Below are 26,305 nucleotides of genomic sequence, written 5' to 3'. Positions count from 1 at the left end.
TAAGCAGTTCGGTTCCGTGAGCCGGACGGCTGGCGCAACCACGTCAAAAAATATGAAGGAAGAATGCACTGGAAGAAAACAGTATCGGGCTCAAACGTCGACCACCCTGCTCCAGTCGTCGGATATTTACCCCGTCAAGAAGTAACAGATGCCAGATAGTAATTGTTCACGGTTTTGAGTACCAAGGGAAGGCTTGAAGTCCGTGGTTGGCGTAATAGGCTTCGTATGGGCCAAGGCCAGTCAGTAATCCTTTCCTTCGAAGACGGCGCTCGAACGGTCGAGCTCGCGCGGGAGTCCGTGGAAGCGTTCGTCCAGAACGGCCAACGGGAACAGCCAGGGAGTATGCGAGACGCATTCTACAACCGCACCAGCGCGTTCGTGCGCCTCGAATCCACCAGGGGCCGGGGTCGACTGCGCGGCTGTGCGGGCGCTCACGGCTCCATCCACGAACTCGGCAACCACGACCAGCAACTCGGGCACGCGATCGTCGAGGCCGCCATCGAGGCGGCGTCGGAGGCGTCCTGTGGCTCCGAGGTCGAAGACGCCGAACTGCCGAACATCCGTGTCTCCGTCTGCACGGTTTCGAATCTCGTACTGACTGACGACCCGATCGAGGACATCGAGCTCGGCGTCCACGGCGTCGCCATCGACGGCGACGGCCAACACGGCTGGATGTATCCCACGCTCCCCGTCGAGAACGACTGGAGCGTGTTCGAATACCTCGACCGCACGTGCCGGAAGGCGAACCTCCCGGACGGCGCGTGGCAGGACGAGGACGTGATGGTGACACTCTTCGAAGGCCAGGTGTTCCGAGAGACCGGCGACGAGGACGACCCCGTCGAAGAACTTACTGCCTGAACGAGACGGCACGGGCGTCCTGACGCGCGCGCGCCGCGGCGTCATCGATGTCGAACGCCATGCTGACCGTTCCGTCCACCAGCAGCGGCTCCAGCAACGCGGTTGCGTCCGCGGGGGCCGGCTGGCTCGCCAGCGCGACGTGGTGGCCGCCATCGGGGGTTCGGTACACTGCCTTCGTGCCCGAGAGCTTCCCGCGCTTGGCGGCGGGTTCGCCCGCGACCTCGACGATATCCAACCCGAAGTCCACGGGCGTGGCGTTCGAGACGAACCCGCCGACGCCGAACCCGTCGACGACATCCCGGAGGCCGCGGAGGTCAGTGGGTGTCAAGCCGCCGGAGACGAACACCGACACGTCGCTGTTCCCGCCGGCGTCGAGCGCCCACTGGACCTCCCGCGCGATGTGGCGGAAATCCCCGCGCCGCGAGGACGTGGTGTCGAGGCGAACCGCATCGAGGTCGTCGCCGAGTTCGTCGACCGCACGCAACACCTCGTCTTTCTCGTCGCTGTACGTGTCACACAGCGCGATCCGCGGGACGTCGTCCGCGACGCCGTCGGTGAACGCCCGCCACGCGGCCTCCTGGTTGCCGCGACCGAAACAGATCACCAGCGCGTGTGGCATGGTGCCGCCGGGCTCCCGGTCGAGGACGTCACCGGCGGCGACGTGTGAAAAGCCGTCGAACCCGCCGATGAGGGCGGCGCGCTCGACGACCGCGGCGATCGACGGGTGGACGTGGCGCGCGCCGAAGCTCAACAGGTGGCTGTCGGGCGCTGCTCGGCGCGCCGCAAGCGCCGCGGTCGCCATCCCGGAGGCGTGGGACAGGAACCCCAAAAGCGCCGTTTCGTAGCGCGCGAACGACTGATAGGGGCCGGTGATGCGCATCACCGGCCCGCCATCGAAGAGGGTGCCCTCCGGCAGCGCGTGTACGTCGACGGGGACGTCGGCGAGCAGCTCGGCGGCGTCCTGCAGGCCGGCCAGTACTTCGAACTCCCCGGTGGGGAACTGGTCCGCGGTGACCTCTGCGACCACGTGGGGGTTGCGGTCGGCGTGCTCCAATGCCTCAAGCGTGCGGTCGAAGTACGCGTCGGTCGCCCGGCCGCGCTTGATGGCGTCAGCGCCCACGATGTCGAAGGTCACGGCGCAACCCTCCACGAGTGCAGCATACACTCGCGTTCAACCGCCCGGGCGAAAAACCCTCCCCTCGAAGCCAGTTGCGCTGGCACTCCCACAACGGCCAAAAAGCAGTCCGCAATCCGGAGCCGTCCGACTACGACGAATCGTGAACGGCGTCCAGTTGGTCGACGGTCGGGGCGTTGACGATGGTGACGCGACCCTCGGTGGTGGTGACGCGGAACGCGTCGGCGTAGCCGCTGTCACTGTCGTCGGGGATGCGCCAGACGTTCGGGCCGGCGTCGGAGACCCGTTCGGCACCGTGGTACTGGAGGAGCTCCCGGTAGGCGTCGGCGAACTCCGTGGCGTCACTGGCCGAATCCCACGTGGACGCCCACACGTACGCGGTCTCGCTGGTGTTCAGCGAGTCACTGGCCGCGTACGGGACGAGTTTGTCGCCGTCCCAGCCGTCGGTGTACGGGTGGCTGTAGTTGTAGAGGTCGAGCGTGTCGTTGTTCCGTGCGGGCGCCAGCAGGTGGGCCGTCGGGATGACCACGTCTGCCGGCTGACCGGTGGCCTGCGTTTCGACGTAGCTCGGATACCACAGCATCGTGAACAGGCCGGCCTCGCCGAACGACGCGAAGTCGACGCTGTCGTTGCCCGTCTCGGGCACCGTCCACGCGTCGGTGGACGTGTCGGCAACCGACACCGGCGTCGGCTCGTCGACGCCGTAGCGGTCGGGGTGGATGGTCTGCTCGGTGCTCGCCGGCGGGTTCTCGTAGACGTCGTTGACCGCGTCCCAGCCGCCGGACTCGTAGAGTTGCTCGACGAACACGGGCCCGTCGCTGTACGGCTGGAGCCGCGTCAGCGCGATGCCGGTGTGGCGGTCGCTGCCGGACGGCGACTCGGAGTCCGTCGGCCGCAGGCAGTCCCAGTCGCGCTCACAGCGCTGCTGGTAGCGGTGGTCGACGTAGTTGCCGTCGCCCTCGATGATGCCGTCTTTGGCGTTGTGCAGTTCCTGCGTGGACTGGTTCAACTCGGAGGTGTTGAACCGGTGGGTTTGCAGGCCGTGGAACAGCTCCTGTGAGAGCGTGATCTCGTCCATCTGCGGGGACTCGGTGTCCTCGGAGACGATCGCGATGCGGTCCTCGCTGGGGGAGTAGTAGCCCAGCACGGAGCCCGCGCGGTTCGACGCGAGCACGTCGATGGCGTTCTCGTCTTCGCCCACCATGAACATCGCCTCCCATTTCACGTTCTGGTGGAGGGTGCCGTTGCGCGTGACGTTCTCGTAGGAGGCCGCCGTGTCGTTGGCGAACTCCTCGCGGGAGATCACGTCGACGGGCACTGATTGGTTGAATTCGAGGCCGCGAACCACCTCGACGCGAGCCATCGACCGGTTCACGACGGTGTGCAGTTCGGAGTCGTTGAGGCCGTCGGATCTGTCGACGCTGATCGATTCGTTGTACCAGTAGCCGCCCTCCCAGCCGAGCGTGTCGGCGTCGGGGTCGTCGTAGCTAAACGATGCGTTCGAGCCGGGTTGTGTCGTGGTCCCGGCCACGTCGGTCATCTGTTCGGTAGTCGGCGCTGTCGTTGTCGGGTCCGTCGTGGCGTCGCCGGACATGCCACCCTGGCAGCCGGCCAGCACCACGAGACACACCACTGCGACAGCGAGTAGTCGCCGTGCCATCGGCTAATCCTCGGTGTCGATCACCATAAATTCAGGTGAACAGGAAACCCGGCCCGGCGGCGTGTCGACAGGATCGCCGCGACGTGTAGGTACTTGCCCGGGGGCGGCGAACACGCGACCATGGATGTCGACCCAGCACACACCGCGGTCGTCGTCGTGGACATGCAAAACGGGTTCTGCCACCCGGACGGCAGCCTCTACGCGCCCGCGAGCGAGGACGCACTTGCGGCCGTGACGGCGCTGGTGTCGCGGGCCCGGGACGCCGGCGCGCGGATCGTATACACCAGAGACGTGCATCCGCCGGGACAGTTCGAGCGCACCACCCACTACGACGAGTTCGAGCGGTGGGGCGAGCACGTGACTGCGGGGTCCTGGGACGCACAGTTACACGACGGGCTCACGGTCGCGGCCGACGACCACGTGGTCGAGAAACACACCTACGACGCGTTCTACGAGACCGAACTCGACGGCTACCTGACCGCCCACGGCATCACGGAGCTGGTGTTCTGTGGGACGCTCGCGAACGTCTGCGTGCTTCACACGGCGGGCTCGGCGGGCGTCCGGGACTACCGCCCGATCCTGGCGGCCGACGCCGTCGGCTACATCGAGGCGTCACACAAGGAGTACACCCTCGATCACGCCGAGTGGCTGTTCGGCGAGGTCGCCGACCGGGCGGCGATCGCGTTCGCGTAGTCCGTCACAGCACGCCGGCGTCGGTGCCCTCCTCGGGGGAGAGCAGGTAGAGCGCGCCGACCAACGCGACGATCAACACCGCGAGTCCGACGGCGACCGACAGCGCCGCCCGCGAGGACGAGAAGTCCCCCGGTTTGAACACGATGACACGGCGGGTGACGGCGATCACGGCGGTGGCGACGACGATCCGCAGAACGCTTTGCTCGCGGGTGTACGCCACGACGGTTCGGTACACTTCCACGATGATGAACAGCAACAGGACCGTGTCGACGAGCGCGACGACCTCCCCGGCGTTGGTGATCGCCCCCGAGAGGATGAGCCCGCCGATGGTGAGTCCGAGATCGAAGACGCCGACGGCGAACAGGAACACGAGCACGTAGGCGGCGACGATCTCGACGCCGCCGATGAGGCGCTCGGTGAGTTCGACGTGGGCTTCGACGTCCATACACAACGCCCGCGGGCCACCCGCACGAATTGCCACCCAAACTCATTCGGTATCGGCTGCGTGCGTGTCCACGGCGACGGCGACGCGGTCACCGACGGCGTGGTCGTGGCCGGGTGCAACGACCGTACACCCGAGTTCGTCGCGCCCGAGCCACAGCGACAGCCCCTGGACGGCCGTGTCGTCGACGGTCACACCGACGGTGTCCCGCCACGCGACCGTGCGCTCGCTGACCCGGTCACCGACCGCACGCCCCAGAACGGCGACGGGGTCGGCGTCGGTGGTGGCGTAGCCGGTCTCGTAGTGGGGGAGGCCGCCGTCGACGACACCACCGCCGTCGGTTGCCAGGCCGGCGTACCCGTCGCCAGGTGCCGGATGGGATGGCGCGTCGAGGCGCGCCCACGTGTCGCCGACGGCCGTAACCGTGGCCGTGCCGTCCCAGGGTGCCGGCCGCACTGCAACGTCGAGCGTGACCGGCAGCGACCCCGAGGCGCGAACGGCGTTCTGGCCGTGCTCGCGGAACCCCAGGTGGATGTGGTTGGTGACCCAGGGTGCGAAAAACCCCGACCGGACCAGGCTGCCAAGCGACTCCCCAACGGCGACCGTGTCCCCCGGGCTGACCGCGGGCTCGACGTGGAGGATGCGCGCGAGATGCGCGCCGGTGTCGATGACGATGAGGTGGTCGGTGTCGGTGGCGTACGGGCGCTGGGGGCACGCCACGGTGCGGGTGTCGACGACCGCGCCGGCGACGGGGCTGGGCGCGGCCAGCGCGCGCCCGTCGGGGCCGTCGCTGCCGTCCGGATAGAGGTCCACGGCGCAGCCGGCGTCGTGGGCGGGGTACGGGGAGTTATACCGCGACACGCGCGGGTACAGCCGCGAGAGCACGCTGCCGTCGAGGACAACCATGCGGGTGTGGTTGGAACCGAGAGGGATTACTCGGTTCGGTTCCAACCCGACCCCATGCGAGTGGTTCGAGGGCGCGCACCCGGACGAGACGCCGACACCGCCGTCACCCGCGACCTCCTGGAGTGGGTGCGGGCCAACAGCGAGCCGGCGGTGCGCGTGTGGCCGCCCGGCCGCGTCGTCGCGTTCGGTCGCCGGGACGCGAACGAGGCCGGCTACGCGGACGCCGTCGCGGCTGCCCGCGATCGCGAGTTCCCCACCGTGGAGCGCAGCGTCGGCGGGCGCGCGGTGGCGTACACGGAGTCCACGCTGGCGTTCGCGCGCATCACGCCGGCCGAGGACATGCGCACCGGGCTGGACGCGCGATACGACGCGATGGTGGGGGATGTCATCGACGCGCTGCACGCCGTCGGGGCGACGGGAGCCAGGCCGGGCGAGCCGGCGGCGTCGTTCTGCCCGGGCGATCACTCCGTGCAGGCGGACTGCGGGAAGCTCGCGGGGGTCGCCCAGCGCGTCACCCGGGGCGCGGCGCTCACGTCGGGCGTGCTCGTGGTCGACGACCGACGGGTGATCGCGGACGTGCTCGACGCGGTGTACGGCGCGCTCGGCGCGCCGTTCGATCCCGAGTCGGTGGGCAGCGTGCGGGCCGCCGGCGGCGACCCCGCGGACGCTCGGGACGCCGTCGAGCGCGCGCTCGTCGGCGACCACGATCCCACGGTCGACGCAGTCCACAGCACTTAGGCTGGGCGGCGGCGAGTCCACAGTATGCGAGTCATCCGGGACGCAGTGCTGGCCGACGGGCGCGTCAGGGACATCCGACTGGACGGCGAGCGCATCGACGCCGTCGGGACCGCCCTCGACGGCGAACTGTTCGTGGACGCGAACGCGGACTATCGGGTGCTGCCGGGGATGATCGACGCGCACGTGCACTTCCGGCAGCCGGGCTTCGAGCACAAGGAGACGTGGGCCAGTGGGTCGCGGAGTGCGGCCGCTGGCGGCGTGACGACCGTCGTCGACCAACCGAACACCGCCCCGCCGACGGTGACCGGCGACGCCGTCGACGAGAAGGCGGCCCACGCCGCCGCCGACAGCGTCGTGGACTGGGGCGTCAACGGCGGGGTCACCGGAGAGTGGGATCCGGCGTCGCTGTTCGACCGGTCGCTGTTCGCGCTCGGGGAGGTGTTCCTCGCGGACTCCACGGGCGACATGGGGATCGACGCCGCGTTGTTCCGGGACGCCTGCCAGCGGGCGGCCAGCGAGGACGTCGTCGTCACCGTCCACGCGGAGGACGCCGACCGGTTCGACACCGCGGCGAAGTCGCGGAGTGACGCCGACGCGTGGAGTGCGTACCGGACGCCCGAAGCAGAGGCCGCCGCCGTCGAGCGCGCGGTCGAAGTCGGGACCGAAGCGGGCGCGACGATCCACATCGCGCACACGTCGACACCCGAAGGCGTGGACGCCGCGGCGGCCGGCGGCGCGACCTGCGAGGCGACCCCCCACCATCTCTTCCTCTCCCGTGACGACCTCGACGACCTCGGGACGTTCGGCCGCATGAACCCGCCGCTGCGAAGCGACCCCCGCCGGGAGGCGCTGTTCGAGCGGCTCGCCGACGGCCGCATCGACGTGGTGGCGACCGACCACGCCCCCCACACCCGCGCGGAGAAAGCCGCCGACATCTGGGACGCCCCCTCGGGTGTGCCGGGCGTCGAAACGGCGCTCCCGCTGTTGTTGGGGGCTGCCCACCGCGGTGAGCTGAGCTACGAACGCGTGCGCGACGTGACGGCCGCGAACCCCGCGGACGTCTTCGGCCTGGAGCGGAAGGGCCACATCGCGGCCGGCCGTGACGCCGACCTCGTGCTTGTCGATCCCGACGATGCACGGGAGATTCACGGCGACGACCTGCACTCGAACTGCGAGTGGACGCCCTTCGAGGGACACGTCGGCGTGTTCCCCGCGATGACGCTGGTCCGTGGGACGACCGTCTGGGACGGCGACACGGTGTCGGCGTTCGACGGTCGGAACGTCCGTCAGTAGCCGCTCAGACGCCGTAGGGCGCGCCCGCGATCGCTGCCCCCGCCATCCCGCCAGCGCCGAACGCGATCACCAGCGCCATCGCCTGCCGCCCGCTCTCGGCGGTCCAGGTGTCGGAGATGCCGAGTTCACGCGAGAACCCCTCGACGGCGTCCCCGGACAGCAGCACGCCCGACCACCCCATGAGACCGACGGCGAACGGGAGGGCGGCAAGCGGGAACGCGACGCCGCTCGCCTGCCGGGGGCTCACGCCGACGCCGAAGTGGAGCGCGTAGAACAGCGCGAACGCCGTGGCAGCACCGTAGCCGGCGGCCCGCGCGAACAGCCCCCAGTCGCGGCCCGCCGCCTCGACGCCCGCCTGTGACATCTCAGTCGACCGCCTCCCGCATCCGGGGGTCCAAGGCGTCACGCATGCCGTCCCCGAGGAGGTTGAATCCGAGCACGAGGATCGCGAGGAACAGCCCCGGGAACAACGACATCCACCACTTCCCGGTCAGGAGGCCGTTTGTCACGCCGTTCGAGAGCATCAGCCCCCACGACGGCATCCCGGGGGCCGCGCCGAACCCGAGAAACGACAGCGCCGCGAAGTCGATGATGGCCAGCCCGTAGTTCAGCGTCGACTGCACGGTCACGGGCGCCAGCGTGTTCGGGAACACGTGCCTGGCGAGCACTCGGGCGTCGGTCGCGCCGAGGGCTTCGGTGGCTTCGATGTACTCGTCTTCGAGCACTTTCAGTGCCGCCCCCCTGACGACGCGCGCGAACCGCGGCGTGTACACGAGCGTCAACGCGATGACGACCTTCCAGAGGCCGGCACCGAAGATGGCGACCAGCGCCAGCGCCAACAGCAACGACGGGAACGCCAACAGCACGTCCATCGTGCGCATGATGACGTTGTCCGTGAGGTCGCTGTAGTACGCCGCGATGATGCCGAGCGCCACGCCCAAGAACGTCGACGCCGCGACCGTGACGGTGCCGTACTTGATCGCGATCCAGGCCCCGTAGAGCGTGCGCTTGAAGATGTCGCGGCCGGCGGCGTCCGTGCCGAAGAGCTGTTGGGTGGCACCGCCGGAGCCGGCCCAACCGGGGGCCAACCGGTCCCCGACGGTGCCGAGGTTGGACGCGCGCAGCGCGCTCAGGTCGTAGGAAACCCGCGCGATGATCGCGACGGCGAGCATCCCCAGAATGATCGTCAGCCCGATGATTGCGAGCCGATTCGACAGCAGGTTCGAGAGGAACTGCGACGACCGCAGCCGGTCGAGCAGCGACCGGTCGGCGAGCGCGCCGTCGTCCGTGGATTGGTCGGTGTTCGTGCTCATGTGTCGTTATTGCTGGATGCGGGGGTCGAGGTAGCTGTACGTGACGTCGACGAGCAGGTTCACGAGCGTGAACAGCAACGCGAACGTCAACACTGTGCCCTGGACGAGCGGGTAGTCGTTGGCGTTGATCGCGCTGACGAGGATCGTGCCGATGCCCTCGATCCCGAAGACGGTTTCCGTGAGGACGGCCCCGCCGAGGAGGCTGCCGAACTGGATGCCGATGACCGTGATCACCGGCACCAGGGCGTTCCGGAAGCCGTGTTTCATGATCGTGATCTTCGAGCCTTGGCCTTTCGCGCGCGCCGTCCGCATGTAGTCCTGGCGCACGACTTCCAGCATCGACGACCGCATCATCCGGGAGATGAGCGCCATCGAGTAGATGCCGATGGTCGCCGCCGGCAGGATCAGATGCATGACCGCCGACACCCACGCCGAGACGTTCCCCAACAGGAGCGTGTCAACGGTGAGCATGCCGGTCAGCGGGAGCGTGACACCGAACAGCGACCAGGAGTCCGCCAGGAAGATCGTGGACTCGATGCGGCCGGACGCCGGGAACACTCCCAGGAACGTCGAGAACGCCAGGATCAACAGCGGACCCGACCAGTAGATCGGCACCGAGATCCCTGAGAGCGCGCCGATGCGACCGAAGTGGTCGGTGAGCGTGTCCTGTTCGACCGCCGAGATCACGCCCAGCGGGATGCCCAGCAGGATGCCGATGGCCTGCCCGTAGAGCGCGAGTTCGAGGGTGACCGGGATCTTGTCCGCGAGCACGCTGCGGACGGCGGTGCCCTGTGCGACCGAGTACGACTGTCCGAAGTCGAACTGGGCGGCGTCGACGAGGAACCGAGCGTACTGGACGTAGACGGGGTCGTTCAGCCCGAGCTCCTGGCGGAGTTGGATGACCTGCTGTTGGGGGGCGCGCTGCCCCAGGATGACCCGCGCGGGGTCGCCGGACGCCAAATGCAGGATCACGAAGACGAACGTCGCCACGCCGAACAACACCGGCACGAGCAACAGCAGCCGTTTCAAGATGAAGCGCTTGGAAGCCATGGATGAAGCGTGTCAGATGAGTGGCGTCAGTGTGTCAGTCGGCCGCCCGGGGCGCGGTCACGCCAGCTCGACGCGGTCGAGGAACGGCCCGCCGACCGACGTCGGCGTGTACGACTCCGCGACGACCGCCTCGTTGACGCCGCGAATGAGGTCGGCGTAGTCGAGATACACCCAGGGCGCCTGATCGTGGGCGATCTGTGAGGCCTGATGGTAATACTGCTGGCGGGCGGCGTCGTCGTAGGTCCGTTGGCCCTTGTCGACGAACTCCATGTAGTCGGTGTCGACCCACGCGGAGACGTTCGAGACGTTGTTCTTGTCCTCCCAGGCGATGTAGTTCTGGTCGGCCGGGACGTCGTCGATGTCCGTGCCGGGATGCAACAACACGTACATGAAGTTGTCCGGGTCGGCGTTGTCGGTGTACCAGCCGCTCAGGCAGGCGTCGTGGCGGCCGTCGTACGTGTACTCCAGGTACGCGCTGAACTGCGAGAACTGATTGATCTCGACGTCCACGCCGATCTCGGCGAGGTCGGATTTCACCTGGGTCGCGGTCTGGATCGGGTTGGGGTTGTAGCCCCGCGGGTTCGAGAACGTCGCAAGCTCGAAGGACAGATCGGTGACGCCGGCGTCCGCGAGCATCGACTCGGCCTGCTGGGGGTCGTGGGGGTACGAGTCGATGTCGTCGTTGTGCCCCAGCACGTCCGGCGGAAGGGGCTGGTTGGCGGACGCGGCGAACCCCTGGTAGATCGAATCGACGATCTCGTCGCGGTTGATCGCCATGGAGATGGCGCGCTTGACCAGTGGGTCGCGGAACGCCGGTTTGCGGTCGTGGTTGAACGCCATGTAGCCGACGTTGATGCCGTTTTTCTGCCGGACGCTCGCCGAGTCCGCGGACGAGACCTTCTGGATGGACTGGGCGTCGAGGTTGTCCGTGATGTGGGCGTCACCGTTGATCAGCCCCTGGGCGCGGGTCTGGTTGGAGCCGGTGGTTTTGAAGATGACCGCGCTGACGCTTGGGGCCCCACCCCAGTAGTCGTCGAAGGCAGTGAGCCGGACGCGCTGGGTTTCGTTGTCGAGCTGGTCGAACTCGAAGGGGCCGGTGCCCACGGGGTCGGTGCCCAACTCCGGCTGGGCGTCGGCACCCAGGCTCTCGATCTGGTCGCGGGAAAGGATCGCGGCCGCGAAGATCGCGAGGTTCCGGAGGAACGGCGCGTACTGCTGGGTGAGGTCGATCGTGACCTCGTAGTCGCCGGTTGCCTCGACGCTGTCGACCCAGTCGCCGAACGTGATCGAGGCGTACCCGGAGCGGTCCGACCCCAGGTAGTAGTCGTACTCGTCGTCGATGAACCGGCGGATCGTCGCCTTCACGTCGGTCGCCGTGAGGTCAGCGCCGGAGTGGAAGGTGGCGTCCTCACGGAGCGTGAGGGTGGCGGTTGTTCCATCGAGCGTCCAGTCGTCGGCGAGGCCGCTCGTGAGCTCGCCGCTGGTGCCCGGTTTGAACTGGATCAGGGTGTCGAAGATCTGGTTGGTGACTTTCGACACTTCCCCGCTGGTTGTCTGCTGGGGGTCGTAGTTCTGTGGGTGGTCACCCCGTGAGTACACGAGCTCGTCGCCACCACCGTCGCCGCCTCCCCCTGAGTCGGTGCAGCCGGCCGTCGAAGTCGCCACAACAGTCGCCGCACCGGCGGCTTTCAGGAAGCCACGGCGGCTCACGGTATCGTCTGACATACGACTGTATGGCACGATGGCGTACTTAAACATATCGGAGCGCGCCGCTCGGCGAATCACCCGACGACAGCGGACCGCGAGTTACGCCGAGCCCGCGTCGTCGTAGAGATGGCAGGCGACCGGCTGCTGGTCGCCCGAGAGCCCCGGCTCAGTGCGTTCACAGGGGCTCTCGAAGGTGGCCGCGAGCGCGTCCTCGGCGGCGTCCCAGTCGGCCCTGGCGAGCGCGTCGAACGCGGTCGCGACGACCTCGCGGGCGTCGCCACTGGGTTCCGTATCGAACTCGCGGTCCCAGAGCGCGTCCACGAACGCCGCGCGGTCGGCCGCCCGCCCACCATCGGACGGCACGCCGGCGGCCGCGCCGTCGGGCGACGAGGCCGCTGCGGCGTCGGCCCAGACCGCGTCCAGTGGGATGTCGCGGTCGGCGACGGACTCCCGGAAGTCCATCACCGCGCGGAACGCGTCCTGCTCGATGTCGAGATCCGCGGGCGGGATCACCGACGGACACCGCGTCCGGAACCGGCACCCCGAGGGCGGGTCGATCGGACTGGGCACGTCGCCCTCCAGGATGATGCGGTCGTCGGTGGTCGCCAGCGGGTCCGGGTCCGGAATCGAGGAGAGCAGCGACTTCGTGTACGGGTGTTTCGGGGTCGAGAACAGCTGTGCCGTCTGCGCCGTTTCGACGATCTTGCCCAGGTACATCACGGCGATCCGGTCGCAGATGTGGCGCACGACCGAGAGGTCGTGGGCGATGAACAGGTACGTGAGATCGAACTCGTCTTGGAGGTCCTCCAGGAGGTTGAGGATCTGTGCTTGCACCGAGACGTCCAGCGCGGACACCGGTTCGTCGGCGACGATGAAATCCGGGTCGACGGCCAGTGCCCGAGCGATCCCGACGCGCTGGCGCTGCCCCCCGGAGAGTTCGTGGGGATACCGGTCGTACTGTGACGGGTCGAGACCGACGGCGTCCATGAGATCGATCACGCGGTCGCGGCGCGCCTGCCGGGTGGACTGCGCGCCGGGGTTCGCGGGGAGGTCATGGATCTGGAGGGGTTCGAGAATGGTGTCCCCGATCGACTGGCGTGGGTCAAGCGACGACAGCGGATCCTGAAAGATCATCTGCATGTCCGTGCGCGTCGCGCGCAGCTCGTCGTCGCCGAGGTCGGTGACGTCGTCGCCGGCGAACACCACCCTGCCGTCGGTGGGCTCCACCAACCGGAGGATCGACCGCCCGGTGGTTGATTTCCCGCAGCCGGACTCCCCGACGAGCCCGAGCGTTTCGCCCTCGTAGACGTCGAGATCGACCCCGTCGACGGCCTTCACCGGCTCCTGGTCGCCGCCCAGCACCGAGTCCAGCCAGCCGTCCGCCCGCGAGAAATGTTTTTCGAGCCCGCGCGAGGACAGCAACGGCTCCCCATCGAACGACGCCGACGCCGCGGTGACGGCGCCGTCGTCCACGCCGTAGGCGTCGGTGTCGAACGACTCCTCGACGCATTTCGACCGGTGGGATACGTCGTCGGGCCCGTGTTCCATGTACGGGATGTCGTCGCCGACGCAGGCGTCGCTGGCCCACGGACACCGCGCCTCGAAGTGACACCCCGAGGGCAGGTCGATGAGATCCGGGACGTTCCCCTCGATGGGGTGGAGTCGGTCGGCGTCGTCGCGGGGAATCGACTCCAAGAGCGCGTACGTGTAGGGGTGGCTTGGGTTGTGGAAGATCTCCTTGACGGGCCCCTCTTCGACGATCTCGCCGGCGTACATCACGGCCACGCGGTCACACGTCTCGGCGACGACGCCGAGGTCGTGGGTGATGAACAGCACGGACATCCCGAACTCGTCCTGGAGGTCGCTGATGCGGTCCAGGATCTGGGCCTGAATCGTGACGTCGAGGGCGGTCGTGGGTTCGTCGGCGATGAGCAGCCGGGGGCGACACGCCAGCGCGATGGCGATGAGCACGCGCTGGCGCATCCCGCCGGAGAACTCGTGGGGGTACTCGTCGAGGCGCGTCTCCGGCTCCGGGATGCCCACCGCGTCCAGCACGTCGACGACGTCAGCGACCACTTGCTCGTCGGTGTCGCCCCGCGAGATCGCCGCCCGGAGGCCGTTCAGCCACGAGTCAGTGGGCTGTTCGCCGTAGCGATGGAGGCGGAGGCTCTCGGCGACCTGTTCGCCGACGGTGAGCGACGGGTTCAGCGACGTCATCGGGTCCTGGAAGATCATGCCCATCTCGCCGCCGCGGAGATCCCGCATGGCGCGCTCGGGGGCGGCAGTGAGGTCGACGCGCGCATCCGTGAGTCGGACGTGCGCAGCGCCGTCCGGCCGGTCGCGGAGCACGTCCAGGGGGTCCGCGGAGGCGTCGACGGCGGGATCGTCGGTGTCGACGGTGGCGGCGGTGAAGAACACGAAGCCATCGAGGGCGTCCAGGACGGCCGCGTCCAACTCGTCGCCGATGGCCCTGGTGTCGTCGTCGGGGCCGGAGGCGTCGATTCGGTCGGCGAACTCGTGGAGTCGTGGACCGAGGCCGCCGGGGTCGGCTTCGAGGTCGGCGGCGATCCCGCGGAGCTCGCGTGGGGCCGCGTCGACGGCGTCGTCGCCACAGAGATCGGCCGCGAGCTCGCGGCACGCGGACACGACGGCGAACGGATAGGTGGCGGCCGCGTCCGCGTGGGCCGCGAGCACCCTGGCGGCGATGTCGGGGTCGGTGATCGTGACCCCGCCGCCGACAACGTCTCCGGGGTCGTCGACGAGTTGCATCGCGGACAGCGCGGTGACGCTCTTCCCGGAGCCGCTCTCCCCGACCAGTCCGACCGTTTCCCCGTCACTGATGTCCAGATCGACCCCGTCGACGGCCTTCACCGCGCCCCGGTCGGTGTCGAACTGGGTGCGGAGATTCGAGAGAGAGAGGATGTCACTCATTGGCCGCCAACTGTGTGAAGCGGAGGCATATAGCTTCCGCCAGACACCGAGACGGAAGCGTTTTGCGTGTGGGGTTTCGTCTCACACGCAGACCCACCGCCAATGCCACCACACGACACCAGCGACGCCGGCGCGTCCCCGTCGGCCGCAGCCGACCCCCCATCAAACTGGGACGCGCTCATGGACGACATGGCCGCGATCGCCGACGACTACCGCGATCGTGGCTGGAGCGCCCACGAACTCCACCCGGGCGATGTCAACGTCTCCGCGCCCACGGACGACGCCGCCGGGCGCGGCGGCATCGAGTTGCTGGTGCCGGACAACGAGTTCGAGCCCGTGGCGGCCGCATTCGACGCCGCCGACGGCTTCGACACCACGCGCGTGTTCCGCGCGGACACCAGCGGCACGGTGTTCTTCGTCGCCGCCGTGGAGGCGGCGGCCACGGAGACCGCCGTCCTGGTGCCCGCCTACTACAGTCCACCCGAACACGAGTCGTTCACGACACACCTGCGCTCGGCGGCGGGCAGCGTGCGCCTCCACGTCCGCCCGCTCGACGAGCGCCGCGTCCTCACGTTCGCACACGACGCCCCCGAGCTGTTGCTCCCCGACGGGGGCTAACCACCGTGCTCGATCGTGTGCCCGCAGTTCGGGCACTCGACGCCGTCGTGGCGGAGCGCATCGCTTGCCGCGCGCACGTCGCGCATCACCGACGAGATCCGCTCCTCGGCCGCGAGCTCGTCGTCGACCGCGAGGTCGACGCCTTCGACCTCCAGGAGGAATTTCGCGACCTCCGTCACCTCGTACATCAGGTCGTCGAGTTCGTCCGCGGTGAAGAAATCACACATCGCCCCGTAGAGGAACGTCGCACCCGCTAACTCGACTTTCTCCTCGAAGGACGCGCGCGCCTGGTTGACCGCCTGCGGGCTGTACGTGTCGGTCATGAACGACACGAGGTCCGGGAGGTTGCGTCCGATCTTCGTCATCTCGACGCCGGTCTCCGTGCGGAAGTCCGCGCACAGCCGCGCGATCGCCCACTCGCGGGCGGTGATATACGTGCGCTCCCGGAGGAAGTCGTTGACGCGGTCGTACTGCGCGCCGTCCATCTTCGAGAAGCGGTCGTAGGTCCGCACGTCGGCGGGCGGCTCCGTGGTGTCGGACTCGCCGTCGCCGTGGTCGACGGGCACGGCCACCGGTTCGGCGTCCCACTCGTCTGGTGACGGCCGCTGATCTGGCATACTGGTCCGGGTTTGCTGTGGTTCGCGCAAAAACGTGTCGCCGTCACCGACCGGTCGGAGTGCCGAACGTTTTTGATGAGGGATGGTGACACTCACGATATGAAAGTGCTGGTCGGGATTGGGGGTGCAGACGACTCGCTGGTTGCGCTCGAAGAGAGCGTGCGCCGGGCCGTCGACACCGGGGACTCGCTGACCGTCGGTGTGGTCGCGAACCCGGAGAGCAACCGGGATCCAAGCGCGCTCGTCGACGCCGCGACCGCGGCGCTGGCCGACGCCGGGCTCCCGACGGACGTGCGGGAGCTGTCCGGCGATCCGGGGAGTGCGTTGGTCGAGGTGGCCGAATCGGAGGATTTCGACCAGATCGTGCTGGGCGGCGGGAAGCGGAGCCCGATGGGGAAGATCAAGCTCGGCCACATCGCCGAGTTCGTGTTGTTGAACTCCCGAACCTCGGTGAAGCTGGTGCGTGACGATGCCGGGTGAGCGCGTCTACCCGGAGGACGCCGCCGGCTCGTTCCCGACACCACCGCTCCGGATCACCGACAGCGACGGCCGCGAGATCACCGTGGACGCGTTCACGGGCGACGCCGACGCGGAGATCGACGCGCTCGTCGCGATGTACGACGACTTCGACCCGGAGGATCGCGCACAGGGCGTGCCGCCGGTCGGTGAGTCGCGCATCCGGGAGTGGGTTGCCAGCCTCCTCGAGCAGGACGGGTTCGACGTGGTGGCGTGGCACGGCGAGGAGATCGCGGGTCACGCCACGCTCGTCCCGGACGACGACGCGACCTACGAGCTGGCGATCTTCGTCCACCAGACCTACCAGGGCGCCGGCATCGGAACCGAGCTCATCAACGCCCTGCTGGGGCACGCGCAAGCGAGCGGCGCGGCGCTCGTGTGGCTGAGCGTGGAGCGCTGGAACCGGCCGGCGGTCGCGCTCTACGAGAAAGTCGGCTTCGAGACGGCGTCCGCCGAGAGCTTCGAGATGGAGATGGCGATCCGGCTGAACGACGACACCGGGTAGCCGGTCGGGGCGGCTCAGACGGACAACACGGGTTGGCTGGCGTACAACAGGACGTACTCGGCGGCCCGCTCTAGGACGTCCCCGGTCTCCTCGCGCATCCCCTCGCGGGGGATCACGACGAAGTCGGCGTCGATGTCTGCGGCCGCGTCGAGGATCACGCTGCCGGGGTGTTGGCGCTTGCGCGAGGTCGAAAAGCCGTACGCGATCGAGGAGTCGACGGCGACGCCGTCCGGGGCGAGGGCTGCGATCTCGTTGAGGAACGTGTTCGTGCCCGCAGCCACGTCGTCTTCGGCGACGTCACCGGTTCCGATGGCGCGGGTCACCGTCTCCCCGAGCACGTACAACGCGTGAGCGTCGGCGTCGTACCGGTCGGCGACCGTAACAGCGTACTCGGCGGCTGTGACCGAGGCGTCCGTGCCATCAACGGGGGCGAGCACGGTGTCGACGGTGAGGGGCATACGTGAGCGTGCGCCGTCGGGGTACTAAAGCGCTCCGCGTGAGGGTTTAAGATGCCCCGCGGGAAACACACGGTCATGATAGACACGGTTGTCATCGCGACCGACGGCTCGGAGAGCGTCGGGCGCGCTGTCGACGTGGCCCTGGACGTGGCGGCGCGGTTCGACGCCGCCGTCCACGCGCTCTACGTGCTGGAGGCGAGCGACGTGGAGTCGGCCCCCGACGAGGTCAGAACGGACATGCGGGACGCCCTCGAAGAGCGCGGCAAGGACGCCGTCAGCGCGGTTGCCGACCGCGCCGACGTGTCCGTAACGACCGCCGTCCGCGCGGGGCGGCCGCCCGCGGAGATCAGCCAGTACGCCCGCGACGTGGACGCCGACGCGGTCGCAACCGGCACCCGGGGCCGGCACGGCGAGAACCGGTTTCTCATCGGGAGCGTGGCCGAGCGCGTCGTTCGCACCTGCCCGGTCCCGGTGTTGACCGTTCGGCAGCTGGCGGACACCGACGCCGAGCAGACGACCGCGTAATCGCCGCCACAGCGCGCCCTAACCGCGGGGTTCTTCACCAGCCCACCCCAGGCTGGTGTATGGAAGACTGGGTCATCGACGACGAGGACCTGTCCCTGGAACGCAAGAGCCTGCTCCCCGGACGCGGGTTTTTCGTGCCCGACGACATCCACGAGGCACGGAAAGACGACGCGGTCCGCGAGCGCGTCGAGGGCGCCGACGTGATCGTGGTCGCGGACCCCGACGCCGACGGCCTGGCGTGCGCCGCCATCCTGCGGGAGGTCTACGGCGACGCCGCGCTCATCCCCGCCGGCCCCCACGAGATCGAGGACGGGCTGCGGCGTGCCGTCGAGTACGGCAACGAGGACTGCCGGCTGTTCGTCTGCGACGTCTGCCCCGACCGTTTCGAGTACGTCGAGACCGAGCTCGCGGACGCCACCGAGCACGCAAGCGAACTGCGGTGGTTCGACCACCACCAGTGGACCGCTGAGACGGCGGCCGCCGTCCGGGACGCGGGCGTCGACCTCGTGGTCGGCGACTCCGAGGAGGAATGTACCGCCGACGTCACGGTTCGCAGCCTCGACGCCGACATCCCCGAGCGCTTCCGCGAGCTCGCCGAAGTCACCCGCGATCACGACCTCTGGCTGAAAGACGACGACCGCAGCGACGACCTCGCTGACTACTCCTACTGGGCGGACACCGACGAGTACATGGACACCATCCAGGAGTACGGCGCGGACTTCCCCGACGACGTGCTGGCGTACATCGAGCAGCGCCGCGTGGAGAAACACGAACTCATCGAGCGCGCGGTCGACCGCGCGTCGATGAAGCAGATCGACGAGTGGACCGTCGGCGTCACGTACGGCCGGTGTTCGCAGAACGAGGTCGCCGAGGCGCTCCGCGAGCAGGGCGCTGACGCCGCCGTCGTCGTCAAACCCTCCGGGAGCGCGAGCATCCGCGGCACGGAGACGTTCGAGCGCGCCCACGAGGTCGCCGGGCAGGTGAACGGCGGCGGCCACCCGAAGGCCGCGGGCTGCAAGCCCGACATCTACGACGACATGCTTGACTACGCGGCCCACTGGACGAGCCAGGGCACGACCGCAAAGCAGGTCATTCTCGACGCGTTCCGCGCGCTCCCCGACGAGCCGGCCGACGCCGAGTAGCTGTCGGGGCGTTTTTCGGCGCCGCCGCCGTCCGCTCAGGCATGAGTCTGGACTTCGACGCCGACACCCCCGTCGTGGGGATGGTACACCTCTCCCCCCTGCCGGGCGCGCCCGGGTACGACGACGGTAACCGCCCAGCCATCCGTGACGCCGCGCTCCGGGACGCCAGCCGCCTCGAAGCGGGTGGTGTCGACGCCCTCCTCGTGGAGAACTTCGGGGACGCACCCTTTTACGCCGACGACGTGCCGAAGCACGTCGTGGCGTCGATGGCGGCGCTCGTCCGTGACATCACCCGAGAGATCGAGGTTCCGGTCGGCGTCAACGTGCTGCGCAACGACGCCGAAGCGGCGGTCTCGATCGCCGCCGCCGCGGACGCCGACTTCGTGCGCGTGAACGTCCACACCGGCGCGCGACTCACCGATCAAGGCGTCGTGGGCGGCCAGGCCGCCGAAACAGTCCGTCTCCGGGACCGCCTGGACGCCGCCGAGGTCTCGATGCTCGCCGACATCGACGTGAAACACTCCGCGGCGCTGGCCGAGCGCCCGCTGAGCGAGGGTGTCGCCGAGCTGCTGGAGCGCGGCCACGCCGACGGCGTGATCGCCAGCGGCGCGGGCACCGGCCACGCCACCGACCACGACCACCTCCAGGCGGTCGTCGACGCGCGGGACCGCCTGGACGCCGACGCCCCCGTCTTCGTCGGCAGCGGCGTCACCCAGGAGACGGTGGGCGCCACGCTGGACCTCGCCGACGGCGCGATCGTCGGCACCGCGCTCAAGGAGAACGGCGAGACGACCGCGCCCGTCGACGGCGACCGCGTCCGGGCGCTCGTGGACGCGGCCCGCTAATCCGGGAGGTCGCTGGGGCACGCCAGCCCACCGCGCGCACCCTCGCGGGTGCAGTTCTGTGCGGCGGCTGCCGCGGCGATCCGGCCCGCGTCACGAACGCCGGCGTCGCCGAGGACCCACGCGTGAACCAGCGCCGCAGTGAACGCGTCCCCGGCGCCGGTCGTGTCGGTCACGTCGACGGCACGGGCCGGCGCGTGAGCGGTGGTCGCGGGCGTCGCGAGAAACGCCCCGTCGCTCCCGTCGGTGACAGCGACCCGGGACGCCCCCATGGCGGCGAACTCACTGGCCGCGCGCTCCGGGCCGACGCCCACATGGGAGTCGGCGGCGCCCGCGTTCGCAACGAACAGATCAGCCGTCGCCGCAGCGGCGCCGACGGTGTCGGCTGCCGCCCCGCGCCCGTCGAGTTCGGCGCGTGGCCCCGCGAGGTCGAACGCCAGCGCCGACACCGCCCCACTGCGGCGCAGCGCCACGAGATCGCGGACCACGCCGTCGGGCGCGTACGCGCTCGTGAACACGCAGTCGGCCGCCCGGAGGGCGTCCCGATCGCTGCTCGTGAGCGCCACCCCCGGGACGGCGTCCCCACCGGCGACGATCATGCGATTGCCCTCCGGGCCACGAAGCACGAGCGCGTACGACGTGGCGTCGTCGCCGCGCCGAACCCGGGTGGCGTCGACGCCCCACTCGGCCAGCGACGCGCGCACCCGATCCCCGGCGTCGTCGCGGCCGACCCGGGACACCACCGCGGCGTCGTGATCGAGGGCGGCAAGCGCGCACGCGACGTTGGCAGCGACACCGCCCGCGCGCTCGGTGTAGTCCTGGACGAACGCGCCGCCGTCGGGAGCCGGGAGGTTCGACAGCCCGTACACGCGATCGAGCACCGCGCTTCCAACGGCGACAACAGCGGCCATGCGGACCTACTGGTCGTGGGCTCCCGCGAGCCACTTGTCCGAGTACGCCGTCCCACACGAACAGTAGGCGTACGCGTGGATCACGTCGCCGTCGGCGTAGAGCCCACCCACCTCCTCGTTCTGGGCCTCCGCGAACGAGAACACGAACTGAACGGTGTGGTCCTCACCCGGCCCGTCGACGGCGTTCGGACAGCGCCCGTCGACGAGCGCGGCGTCGACGTCACCGGGCGTCTGCATCGCTGTCGATCCGAACTCCATGGCCTGCATGCCGGTCAGCGTCTCGAAGACGCTGCGGCCGGACTCCCCGTCGACGACGAGCACGACGCCCGGCGTGTCCGACTGGGCGCCCCGGATGTCGGCGACGCGCTCGGCGTCGGCGCGGTCGGCCAGCGTCTCAGCGTCGGACACGTACGACTCCGCGAGATACAGCGCGACGTGGTCGGTGCGGTCGCCCGCAAGATAGGCGTCGTAGTCGCTCACGCGCCAGGATACACGATGACCGCGAAAAAGCGTGGCGTTGTTACTCGTCGTCGTCGCCGTCAGCGCCCAGCAGCTCCGCGACAGGCTCCTCGCCGTGTTCGTCGATCGCGACGTTGAGCTGCGCGACAGCCTCCGAGACCTCCTTCCCGCGGACGGTGACGCGCTTGCGCTCGCCGTCCTCGTCGGGGTTGAATCCAGCGCCCCCCTCCAGCAGGACTTCCATGAGGTCGCTGCCGTCGACGTCCTCCCGCATCGGCCGGCCGGCGTCGTCGCTGCCGCCCGTGATTTCGACGGTGTACCCGTCGAGGCCGACGGCACCGCCATCAACCGCAGCGCCGATCTCGCGACCGATGAATCGGTTCGCGTCCTGTCCGTCAACCTCGAATTGGTAGGTGCGTCCCGACTCGGGGTCGGCGACGGCGACCTGGAACGTAGCCATGCGTGCAACCAGTCCGGCGTGATTCAAAAACCCGTCGAAGCCGCCCAGGAGCGACGCTAACGGGGTTCAGACACACTGCCGGGGGATCACCCCGAGAAGCGGCCGGTGAAACGCACCGGTCGTGTCGCGCCGCGGCGGCGCAAACGACACCACGACACCCGTCGGAGCAGCTTAGAACGGGTAGTCGCGGGTCTCGCGCTGAATGCTCACCCACTTCTCCTGGGTGAACTCGTTGAGAACGTACTCGCCGTTGTACCGGCCGAGCCCGGAGTTCTTGTACCCGCCGAAGGGAAGGTGGGGCTCCTGGTTGACGGGCTGATCGTTGATGTGGATCATGCCGGTGTCGATGCGGTCGGCGATGTCACGCGCCCGACCGGTGTCGCCCGCGTGCACGCTGCCCGAAAGCCCGTACTCGGTGCTGTTTGCGATCTCCACGGCTTCGTCGTCGTCGGAGAACGGGATCACCGGCGCGACCGGCCCGAAGTGCTCGTTGCACGCCGCCGCCATGTCGTTGGTGGCGTCCGAGAGCACGGTCGGCTCGACGACGAGACCGTCGTGGTCCCCGCCGGTCTCGAGCGTCGCGCCCGCGTCGACGGTCCGCTCGATGTAGTCCAGGATCTGATCGCGCTGGCTCTCGTCGATGATCGGGCCAACGACCGTGTCGGCGTCGTGGGCCGTCCCGGTCGGCAACGCGGCCGCACGCTCCGTGAGGCGCTCGACGTACTCGTCGTAGACGTCCTCGTGGACGACGTGGCGGTTGATCGAGATGCAGATCTGCCCGGAGTGCAGGAACGATCCGAAAACCCCGCTGTCCACGGCGTCGTCGAGGTCTGCGTCCTCCGTGACGATGTGGACGTTGTTCCCGCCGAGCTCCATCGCCGGCAGCGCGAGGTTCTCGCCCGCCGTCGCGGCGACCTGGCGGCCGATCGCGGTCGACCCAGTGAACGAGATCACGTCGGCGTGGGGGTGACCGGCGATCCGGTCACCGATCTCGCTGCCCTTCCCCGTGACGACGTTGAACACGCCCTCGGGCAGCCCCGCAGCCTCGAACACCTTCGCGATGAGCAGGCCGCCGGTCACCGGCGTGTTCGACGCCGGCTTGAGCACGACGCTGTTGCCGGCCGCAACCGCCGGCGCGACCGCGCGGATCGAGAGGTTCAGCGGGAAGTTCCACGGCGAGATGATCCCCACAACACCCTGGGGCTCACGCACCACGATGTTCTCCTTGCCCTCGACCACGGACTGCTTGTGGTCGCCGTTCATCCGCGTCGGGAACGACGCCGCCTCGTCGGTGATCCCGACCGACGCCTCGAATTCGGCCGCGCCCTTCGTGTACGTGGTTCCGGACTCCGTCGCCAGCAGGTCGACGACCTCGTCGCGATGGGATGCGAGGATCTCGCTCGCCGCCGCAACGATACGCGCACGCTCCTGGGGCGGCGTGTCAGCCCACTCCGTCTGTGCGTCCGCGGCGGCCTCGTAGGCGGCGTCGACGTCGTCAGTCGTCCCGGCTGGGATCTCAGTGAACAGCTCGCGTGTCGATGGGTCATCGACTTCGAGCGTCCCCCGATCTCCCGGCGGGACGTACTCACCGTCGATGTACTGTACGTTCCAGTCGACGTCACCGAAGTCAAGGTCGGACATCAACGTGTAATTGGGGACGAGCCACCCTAACCCTTGGCCCCGCGGCGGATACCGAGTGTTGAAGCGCGAACCACACTTCGACCCACCGACGCACCCAAGCAGCGCCCGACGATACACTCCTACGATGGACCTTCGGTTCCTCGGCGGCGCACGCGAAGTCGGCCGGAGTGCCCTGCTCGTCGACGAGTCCCTCCTGCTTGACTTCGGGATGAAGGCCGACACGCCACCCCAGTTCCCGGTGTCGACACCCACGCCGGACGCCGTCGTGGCGAGCCACGGCCACCTCGACCACGTCGGCACGATCCCCGCACTGCTCTCCGGCACGCACAGGCCCCCGATCCACTGGACGCCACCGACGTACGAGCTCGCGCTCACACTCGCGCGCGACACCCTGAAGCTCCACGGCGGAACGTACCACTGCCCGTTCATCGAGAACGACATCAAGCGCGTCACGGAGGTCTCCCGCACCCACGGGTACGGCGTCCCCTTCGACGCCGCAGGCTACGAGGTCACGTTCTACAACGCGGGCCACGTTCCGGGCAGCGCGCACGTCCTCGTTGACGACGGCGACACCCGGCTGCTCTACACGGGGGATTTCCACACGACCGATCAACGCCTCGTCTCGGGGACGACCGCACGCCCCGACGCCGACGTGGTCGTCTGTGAAAGCACGTACAGCGACGTGACCCACGACGACCGGGACAGCGTCGAGACGCGGTTCGCGGAGAGCGTCAAGACGACGCTGTGGGAGGGGGGTACGGTCGTCGTCCCGGCGTTCGCCATCGGACGCACCCAGGAGCTGCTGCTCGTCTGTGACGCCCACGACATCCCCTGTTACGTCGACGGGATGGGGAAACGAGTCACCGAGATGCTCCTCCAATACCCCGGGTTCGTCCGTGACGGCGATGCGCTCCGGCGCGCGAAGTCCCACGCCAGGTTCGTGACGGGCCGGGACGGACAACGCAAACGCATCGCCGACCAGCAAGCTGCGATCGTCACGACCAGCGGCATGCTGTCTGGCGGTCCCGCGATGACGTACATCCCCGAGATCCGATCGAACCCCGTCAACAAGATCGCGATGACCGGCTATCAGGTCGCCGGCACCCCGGGGCGGTCGCTTATCGACTCGGGGCGCGCGGAGATCGACGGCCGAGTGCTGCCCGTGAGCGCGCAGGTCGAACAGTACGACTTCTCCGCGCACGCCGACCACGCCGGCCTGCGCGCCTTCCTCGACGACTACCGGGACGCCACCGTGCTCGTGAACCACGGCGACGACTGCGCGGCGTTCGCGGACGCCCTCCGTGACGCAGGGTTCACCGCACGTGCCCCCGAGCGGGACGACACCTGTCCGGTCTGACAACCACTAAGAACGCCGAGCATAGGCTTAACTTGCGGCCACGCATACCCCGCAGACATGACCGACGACCAACACGACGCCAGCGAAGAACGCGCGCACCTCGACGACGTCGAGGACGGCGCTGGCTGCACGGAGATCTGGGAACGGCTCTCCGGCCACCGAGCGGACGCCACCGAGCCCGACCGCTGATCCGCCACAGATGGTAAACGTTTAACCGCACCATGCCCTCACGTGTACTCGTGGGCCGATAGCTCAGCCCGGCAGAGCGTCTGGCTTTTAACCAGACGGTCGAGGGTTCAAATCCCTCTCGGCCCGTTCGACCGCTGTTCTCCGTGACCGACTCAGTTCGCGCGCGTCAGCCACGCCACACCCACACCAACTGCGATCGCAGCGACAGCCCCACTGATCTGGAACGCTGTCACCGCACCACCGGGACCGTACTGCCACGGCATCCCGACGAGCGTCGCTGCGCCAACCAGCGCAACGAACGCCCCGACACTAACTCCCAGAACATCTAGCGTGTCTGCAGCGCCGTTCATACCGACCCAGTCACCACCGATTAGGTTAACCCTGACGGATCGCCGCCCTCAGTACCGCGACGGGAGGAACGAGAACATGACCAGCAACACCGCGGCCGCGCCGGAGAAGATCGTAACCCCACGCAGTCCGTCCATGCGCTCGGCGAAATACTCCTGTGCCTCCACATCGCTCGCGTAATCCTCGTGATCGGTCGTCAACTCGAGCACAGGCTCGCCGCTGGACCCCGACTCGATGTACGCCGTATACTCGGTGTCCTGCACCTCAGTGGTCTCGCCACTGCCGAACTCCAGCTCGTTCGTCCGCGGCGCGAACCACTCGACGGTTACCGCTGACTCCGACACCGACGCCACCGCGGTCTCGTTGTCGTTGCCATCGTAGGTGACCGCGTCACCGACGCTGAACGCCAAGACGTCCTGCTCGGGGAGATACTCCTCGCGGGGCACGAGCGTCTGCGTCTCCCCCTCGGGCACGATCACGTACGTGGTCCCGTTGCGCTCGACGGTCGGCCGATCGACCGACTGCACCTCCCGCAGCTCGAACGCCCCCACGGACGCGTTCGTCACACGCACCGTATAGTTCTGCCCGGACACCGCCACCGAATCGTTTGCACTCCACGTCTCCGTGTATCGCGCCGATTCGTTCTCCCACGTCGCTGTCGCGGACTGCGCGGACACCTCCGAGAACGTGTACTCGGTCCCCGACATCACGCGCTGCTCGCCCTGCGTGATGCTGTACTCCGGATCATCCAGCGACACGGACGGCTGCTCTGCCGCCCCAAGTAACGTGTACGACCCCACCGCAAACACAAGGAAAATCGCGACGGATACCACCGCAGCACGTCGTTGCATACTCGAACCCTTGGGAGGGGTGCGTATAATCGTTACTTTCCGCGGCCACAACGAGCCACCCCACGTGCGGGCCGAACACCCCGGGTGCAGCCACCCGATTCACCGCTCCACGACCACTGCCGACTGTGTTGCCACTCGAA

General features: G+C 68.7%; 29 protein-coding genes and 1 tRNA gene. 13 read left to right on the top strand and 17 right to left on the bottom strand.

The annotated features are described in order from the left end of the window. The first annotated feature begins 225 nt into the window (after positions 1–225). Positions 226–858 carry a TIGR00296 family protein gene (locus tag JRZ79_RS23265; protein ID WP_010903901.1) on the top strand — a complete coding sequence of 211 codons (633 nt, stop codon included), beginning with the start codon at positions 226–228 and terminating at the stop codon, positions 856–858. On the opposite strand, the gene JRZ79_RS23260 is transcribed toward JRZ79_RS23265, so the two are convergent. Together JRZ79_RS23260 and JRZ79_RS23255 are read right to left on the bottom strand one after the other, a co-directional pair. Beyond that, positions 848–1,993 carry a nicotinate phosphoribosyltransferase gene (locus JRZ79_RS23260; protein WP_205252268.1) on the bottom strand — a complete coding sequence of 382 codons (1,146 nt, stop codon included), beginning with the start codon at positions 1,991–1,993 and terminating at the stop codon, positions 848–850. The genes JRZ79_RS23265 and JRZ79_RS23260 overlap by 11 nt on opposite strands. A gap of 130 nt (positions 1,994–2,123) precedes the next feature. Next, positions 2,124–3,653: an Hvo_1808 family surface protein gene (locus JRZ79_RS23255; RefSeq protein WP_205252267.1), complete on the bottom strand. Its 1,530-nt coding sequence runs from the start codon at positions 3,651–3,653 to the stop codon at positions 2,124–2,126. A 120-nt stretch (positions 3,654–3,773) separates the two neighbouring features. Between JRZ79_RS23255 and JRZ79_RS23250 the strand changes: the two genes are divergently transcribed. Continuing rightward, the gene (locus tag JRZ79_RS23250) at positions 3,774–4,346 is read left to right on the top strand and encodes an isochorismatase family cysteine hydrolase (protein ID WP_205252266.1); all 573 of its coding nucleotides are present in this window, start codon (positions 3,774–3,776) and stop codon (positions 4,344–4,346) included. Positions 4,347–4,350: 4 nt separating this feature from the next. On the opposite strand, the gene JRZ79_RS23245 is transcribed toward JRZ79_RS23250, so the two are convergent. Together JRZ79_RS23245 and JRZ79_RS23240 are read right to left on the bottom strand one after the other, a co-directional pair. Then, positions 4,351–4,791: a phosphate-starvation-inducible PsiE family protein gene (locus JRZ79_RS23245; protein WP_136360957.1), complete on the bottom strand. Its 441-nt coding sequence runs from the start codon at positions 4,789–4,791 to the stop codon at positions 4,351–4,353. A gap of 42 nt (positions 4,792–4,833) precedes the next feature. Then, positions 4,834–5,694, bottom strand: a complete 861-nt coding sequence (locus tag JRZ79_RS23240) for a hypothetical protein (RefSeq protein WP_205252265.1) — start codon at positions 5,692–5,694, stop codon at positions 4,834–4,836. A gap of 54 nt (positions 5,695–5,748) precedes the next feature. Here JRZ79_RS23240 and JRZ79_RS23235 point away from each other — a divergent pair, with 54 nt between their 5' ends. Beyond that, positions 5,749–6,432 carry a biotin/lipoate A/B protein ligase family protein gene (locus JRZ79_RS23235; RefSeq protein WP_136360955.1) on the top strand — a complete coding sequence of 228 codons (684 nt, stop codon included), beginning with the start codon at positions 5,749–5,751 and terminating at the stop codon, positions 6,430–6,432. Between the two features lie 24 nt (positions 6,433–6,456). Beyond that, on the top strand, positions 6,457–7,725 hold the full coding sequence (locus tag JRZ79_RS23230) for a dihydroorotase (RefSeq protein ID WP_010903894.1): 1,269 nt from the start codon (positions 6,457–6,459) through the stop codon (positions 7,723–7,725). Between the two features lie 4 nt (positions 7,726–7,729). On the opposite strand, the gene JRZ79_RS23225 is transcribed toward JRZ79_RS23230, so the two are convergent. The 5 genes from JRZ79_RS23225 to JRZ79_RS23205 all read right to left on the bottom strand — a co-directional run bounded on the left by JRZ79_RS23225 (position 7,730) and on the right by JRZ79_RS23205 (position 14,726). Continuing rightward, entirely contained in the window at positions 7,730–8,089 is a 360-nt protein-coding gene (locus JRZ79_RS23225; protein WP_205252264.1) for a hypothetical protein, read from the bottom strand. Between the two features lies 1 nt (position 8,090). Then, on the bottom strand, positions 8,091–9,038 hold the full coding sequence (locus JRZ79_RS23220; RefSeq protein ID WP_010903892.1) for an ABC transporter permease: 948 nt from the start codon (positions 9,036–9,038) through the stop codon (positions 8,091–8,093). 6 nt (positions 9,039–9,044) lie between these two features. Then, on the bottom strand, positions 9,045–10,088 hold the full coding sequence (locus tag JRZ79_RS23215; RefSeq protein ID WP_010903891.1) for an ABC transporter permease: 1,044 nt from the start codon (positions 10,086–10,088) through the stop codon (positions 9,045–9,047). A 57-nt stretch (positions 10,089–10,145) separates the two neighbouring features. Further along, positions 10,146–11,813 carry an ABC transporter substrate-binding protein gene (locus JRZ79_RS23210; protein WP_012289523.1) on the bottom strand — a complete coding sequence of 556 codons (1,668 nt, stop codon included), beginning with the start codon at positions 11,811–11,813 and terminating at the stop codon, positions 10,146–10,148. Between the two features lie 81 nt (positions 11,814–11,894). Next, complete coding sequence (locus tag JRZ79_RS23205) at positions 11,895–14,726, bottom strand: ABC transporter ATP-binding protein (protein ID WP_205252263.1); 2,832 nt, start codon at positions 14,724–14,726, stop codon at positions 11,895–11,897. Between the two features lie 102 nt (positions 14,727–14,828). Here JRZ79_RS23205 and JRZ79_RS23200 point away from each other — a divergent pair, with 102 nt between their 5' ends. Then, a complete protein-coding gene (locus JRZ79_RS23200; protein WP_205252262.1) occupies positions 14,829–15,344 on the top strand; it encodes a hypothetical protein in 516 nt (171 codons plus the stop codon). Here the strand turns inward: JRZ79_RS23200 and JRZ79_RS23195 are convergent. Next, positions 15,341–15,961 carry a DUF5806 family protein gene (locus JRZ79_RS23195; RefSeq protein WP_010903887.1) on the bottom strand — a complete coding sequence of 207 codons (621 nt, stop codon included), beginning with the start codon at positions 15,959–15,961 and terminating at the stop codon, positions 15,341–15,343. The two genes, JRZ79_RS23200 and JRZ79_RS23195, sit on opposite strands and share 4 nt — an antisense overlap. A gap of 99 nt (positions 15,962–16,060) precedes the next feature. On the opposite strand from JRZ79_RS23195, the gene JRZ79_RS23190 reads away from it, so the two are divergent. Both JRZ79_RS23190 and JRZ79_RS23185 read left to right on the top strand, forming a co-directional pair. Then, on the top strand, positions 16,061–16,441 hold the full coding sequence (locus JRZ79_RS23190; protein ID WP_012289522.1) for a universal stress protein: 381 nt from the start codon (positions 16,061–16,063) through the stop codon (positions 16,439–16,441). Then, entirely contained in the window at positions 16,431–16,982 is a 552-nt protein-coding gene (locus JRZ79_RS23185) for a GNAT family N-acetyltransferase (RefSeq protein ID WP_010903885.1), read from the top strand. Before JRZ79_RS23190 ends, JRZ79_RS23185 begins: the two co-directional genes overlap by 11 nt. A 14-nt stretch (positions 16,983–16,996) precedes the next feature. Here the strand turns inward: JRZ79_RS23185 and JRZ79_RS23180 are convergent, their stop codons facing one another. After that, positions 16,997–17,440, bottom strand: coding sequence for a universal stress protein (locus JRZ79_RS23180; protein ID WP_010903884.1), 444 nt, complete (start codon positions 17,438–17,440; stop codon positions 16,997–16,999). A 75-nt stretch (positions 17,441–17,515) separates the two neighbouring features. On the opposite strand from JRZ79_RS23180, the gene JRZ79_RS23175 reads away from it, so the two are divergent. Genes JRZ79_RS23175 through JRZ79_RS23165 form a run of 3 tightly spaced genes read left to right on the top strand, consistent with a single transcriptional unit; the run spans position 17,516 to position 19,952 of the window. Then, complete coding sequence (locus JRZ79_RS23175) at positions 17,516–17,965, top strand: universal stress protein (RefSeq protein ID WP_012289521.1); 450 nt, start codon at positions 17,516–17,518, stop codon at positions 17,963–17,965. Between the two features lie 59 nt (positions 17,966–18,024). Continuing rightward, the gene (locus tag JRZ79_RS23170) at positions 18,025–19,107 is read left to right on the top strand and encodes a hypothetical protein (protein WP_010903882.1); all 1,083 of its coding nucleotides are present in this window, start codon (positions 18,025–18,027) and stop codon (positions 19,105–19,107) included. A gap of 41 nt (positions 19,108–19,148) precedes the next feature. Beyond that, a complete protein-coding gene (locus JRZ79_RS23165; RefSeq protein ID WP_205252261.1) occupies positions 19,149–19,952 on the top strand; it encodes a BtpA/SgcQ family protein in 804 nt (267 codons plus the stop codon). Here the strand turns inward: JRZ79_RS23165 and JRZ79_RS23160 are convergent. The 4 genes from JRZ79_RS23160 to JRZ79_RS23145 all read right to left on the bottom strand — a co-directional run bounded on the left by JRZ79_RS23160 (position 19,949) and on the right by JRZ79_RS23145 (position 23,420). Then, positions 19,949–20,860, bottom strand: coding sequence for a carbohydrate kinase family protein (locus JRZ79_RS23160; protein WP_205252260.1), 912 nt, complete (start codon positions 20,858–20,860; stop codon positions 19,949–19,951). The genes JRZ79_RS23165 and JRZ79_RS23160 overlap by 4 nt on opposite strands. 6 nt (positions 20,861–20,866) lie before the next feature. Further along, positions 20,867–21,340: a DUF5807 family protein gene (locus JRZ79_RS23155; RefSeq protein ID WP_205252259.1), complete on the bottom strand. Its 474-nt coding sequence runs from the start codon at positions 21,338–21,340 to the stop codon at positions 20,867–20,869. Positions 21,341–21,380: 40 nt separating this feature from the next. Beyond that, on the bottom strand, positions 21,381–21,779 hold the full coding sequence (locus tag JRZ79_RS23150; RefSeq protein ID WP_205252258.1) for a 30S ribosomal protein S6e: 399 nt from the start codon (positions 21,777–21,779) through the stop codon (positions 21,381–21,383). Positions 21,780–21,950: 171 nt separating this feature from the next. After that, entirely contained in the window at positions 21,951–23,420 is a 1,470-nt protein-coding gene (locus tag JRZ79_RS23145) for an aldehyde dehydrogenase family protein (RefSeq protein WP_010903877.1), read from the bottom strand. 124 nt (positions 23,421–23,544) lie between these two features. Here JRZ79_RS23145 and JRZ79_RS23140 point away from each other — a divergent pair, with 124 nt between their 5' ends. The 3 genes from JRZ79_RS23140 (at position 23,545) to JRZ79_RS23135 (ending at position 25,092) form a co-directional block, all read left to right on the top strand. Continuing rightward, the gene (locus tag JRZ79_RS23140; protein ID WP_205252257.1) at positions 23,545–24,777 is read left to right on the top strand and encodes an MBL fold metallo-hydrolase; all 1,233 of its coding nucleotides are present in this window, start codon (positions 23,545–23,547) and stop codon (positions 24,775–24,777) included. A 57-nt stretch (positions 24,778–24,834) separates the two neighbouring features. Continuing rightward, entirely contained in the window at positions 24,835–24,966 is a 132-nt protein-coding gene (locus JRZ79_RS26150; RefSeq protein ID WP_267875139.1) for a hypothetical protein, read from the top strand. Between the two features lie 52 nt (positions 24,967–25,018). Next, positions 25,019–25,092: transfer RNA gene (locus JRZ79_RS23135), tRNA-Lys, on the top strand. Positions 25,093–25,118: 26 nt separating this feature from the next. Here the strand turns inward: JRZ79_RS23135 and JRZ79_RS23130 are convergent. Continuing rightward, the gene (locus tag JRZ79_RS23130) at positions 25,119–25,316 is read right to left on the bottom strand and encodes a hypothetical protein (RefSeq protein WP_010903874.1); all 198 of its coding nucleotides are present in this window, start codon (positions 25,314–25,316) and stop codon (positions 25,119–25,121) included. 48 nt (positions 25,317–25,364) lie between these two features. After that, positions 25,365–26,165, bottom strand: coding sequence for a hypothetical protein (locus JRZ79_RS23125; protein ID WP_205252256.1), 801 nt, complete (start codon positions 26,163–26,165; stop codon positions 25,365–25,367). Between the last annotated feature and the right edge of the window lie 140 nt (positions 26,166–26,305).

The organism is Halobacterium sp. BOL4-2 (genome assembly GCF_016917835.2).
GTDB lineage: Archaea > Halobacteriota > Halobacteria > Halobacteriales > Halobacteriaceae > Halobacterium > Halobacterium salinarum.
Note: the sequence above shows the minus strand (reverse complement) of the source record. Positions and strands in the feature narration are given on the sequence as shown.

Excerpts from the sequence above, each read along its gene's own strand:
- JRZ79_RS23235 (WP_136360955.1), top strand. The coding sequence starts at position 5,749 with ATGCGAGTGGTTCGAGGGCGCGCACCCGGACGAGACGCCGACACCGCC.
- JRZ79_RS26150 (WP_267875139.1), top strand. The coding sequence starts at position 24,835 with ATGACCGACGACCAACACGACGCCAGCGAAGAACGCGCGCACCTCGAC.
- JRZ79_RS23145 (WP_010903877.1), bottom strand. The coding sequence starts at position 23,420 with ATGTCCGACCTTGACTTCGGTGACGTCGACTGGAACGTACAGTACATC.
- JRZ79_RS23230 (WP_010903894.1), top strand. The coding sequence starts at position 6,457 with ATGCGAGTCATCCGGGACGCAGTGCTGGCCGACGGGCGCGTCAGGGAC.
- JRZ79_RS23225 (WP_205252264.1), bottom strand. The coding sequence starts at position 8,089 with ATGTCACAGGCGGGCGTCGAGGCGGCGGGCCGCGACTGGGGGCTGTTC.
- JRZ79_RS23165 (WP_205252261.1), top strand. The coding sequence starts at position 19,149 with ATGAGTCTGGACTTCGACGCCGACACCCCCGTCGTGGGGATGGTACAC.
- JRZ79_RS23160 (WP_205252260.1), bottom strand. The coding sequence starts at position 20,860 with ATGGCCGCTGTTGTCGCCGTTGGAAGCGCGGTGCTCGATCGCGTGTAC.
- JRZ79_RS23170 (WP_010903882.1), top strand. The coding sequence starts at position 18,025 with ATGGAAGACTGGGTCATCGACGACGAGGACCTGTCCCTGGAACGCAAG.
- JRZ79_RS23195 (WP_010903887.1), bottom strand. The coding sequence starts at position 15,961 with ATGCCAGATCAGCGGCCGTCACCAGACGAGTGGGACGCCGAACCGGTG.
- JRZ79_RS23220 (WP_010903892.1), bottom strand. The coding sequence starts at position 9,038 with ATGAGCACGAACACCGACCAATCCACGGACGACGGCGCGCTCGCCGAC.
- JRZ79_RS23180 (WP_010903884.1), bottom strand. The coding sequence starts at position 17,440 with ATGCCCCTCACCGTCGACACCGTGCTCGCCCCCGTTGATGGCACGGAC.
- JRZ79_RS23245 (WP_136360957.1), bottom strand. The coding sequence starts at position 4,791 with ATGGACGTCGAAGCCCACGTCGAACTCACCGAGCGCCTCATCGGCGGC.
- JRZ79_RS23215 (WP_010903891.1), bottom strand. The coding sequence starts at position 10,088 with ATGGCTTCCAAGCGCTTCATCTTGAAACGGCTGCTGTTGCTCGTGCCG.
- JRZ79_RS23190 (WP_012289522.1), top strand. The coding sequence starts at position 16,061 with ATGAAAGTGCTGGTCGGGATTGGGGGTGCAGACGACTCGCTGGTTGCG.
- JRZ79_RS23200 (WP_205252262.1), top strand. The coding sequence starts at position 14,829 with ATGCCACCACACGACACCAGCGACGCCGGCGCGTCCCCGTCGGCCGCA.
- JRZ79_RS23250 (WP_205252266.1), top strand. The coding sequence starts at position 3,774 with ATGGATGTCGACCCAGCACACACCGCGGTCGTCGTCGTGGACATGCAA.
- JRZ79_RS23140 (WP_205252257.1), top strand. The coding sequence starts at position 23,545 with ATGGACCTTCGGTTCCTCGGCGGCGCACGCGAAGTCGGCCGGAGTGCC.
- JRZ79_RS23175 (WP_012289521.1), top strand. The coding sequence starts at position 17,516 with ATGATAGACACGGTTGTCATCGCGACCGACGGCTCGGAGAGCGTCGGG.
- JRZ79_RS23130 (WP_010903874.1), bottom strand. The coding sequence starts at position 25,316 with ATGAACGGCGCTGCAGACACGCTAGATGTTCTGGGAGTTAGTGTCGGG.
- JRZ79_RS23205 (WP_205252263.1), bottom strand. The coding sequence starts at position 14,726 with ATGAGTGACATCCTCTCTCTCTCGAATCTCCGCACCCAGTTCGACACC.
- JRZ79_RS23265 (WP_010903901.1), top strand. The coding sequence starts at position 226 with ATGGGCCAAGGCCAGTCAGTAATCCTTTCCTTCGAAGACGGCGCTCGA.
- JRZ79_RS23125 (WP_205252256.1), bottom strand. The coding sequence starts at position 26,165 with ATGCAACGACGTGCTGCGGTGGTATCCGTCGCGATTTTCCTTGTGTTT.
- JRZ79_RS23210 (WP_012289523.1), bottom strand. The coding sequence starts at position 11,813 with ATGTCAGACGATACCGTGAGCCGCCGTGGCTTCCTGAAAGCCGCCGGT.
- JRZ79_RS23185 (WP_010903885.1), top strand. The coding sequence starts at position 16,431 with ATGCCGGGTGAGCGCGTCTACCCGGAGGACGCCGCCGGCTCGTTCCCG.
- JRZ79_RS23150 (WP_205252258.1), bottom strand. The coding sequence starts at position 21,779 with ATGGCTACGTTCCAGGTCGCCGTCGCCGACCCCGAGTCGGGACGCACC.
- JRZ79_RS23255 (WP_205252267.1), bottom strand. The coding sequence starts at position 3,653 with ATGGCACGGCGACTACTCGCTGTCGCAGTGGTGTGTCTCGTGGTGCTG.
- JRZ79_RS23240 (WP_205252265.1), bottom strand. The coding sequence starts at position 5,694 with ATGGTTGTCCTCGACGGCAGCGTGCTCTCGCGGCTGTACCCGCGCGTG.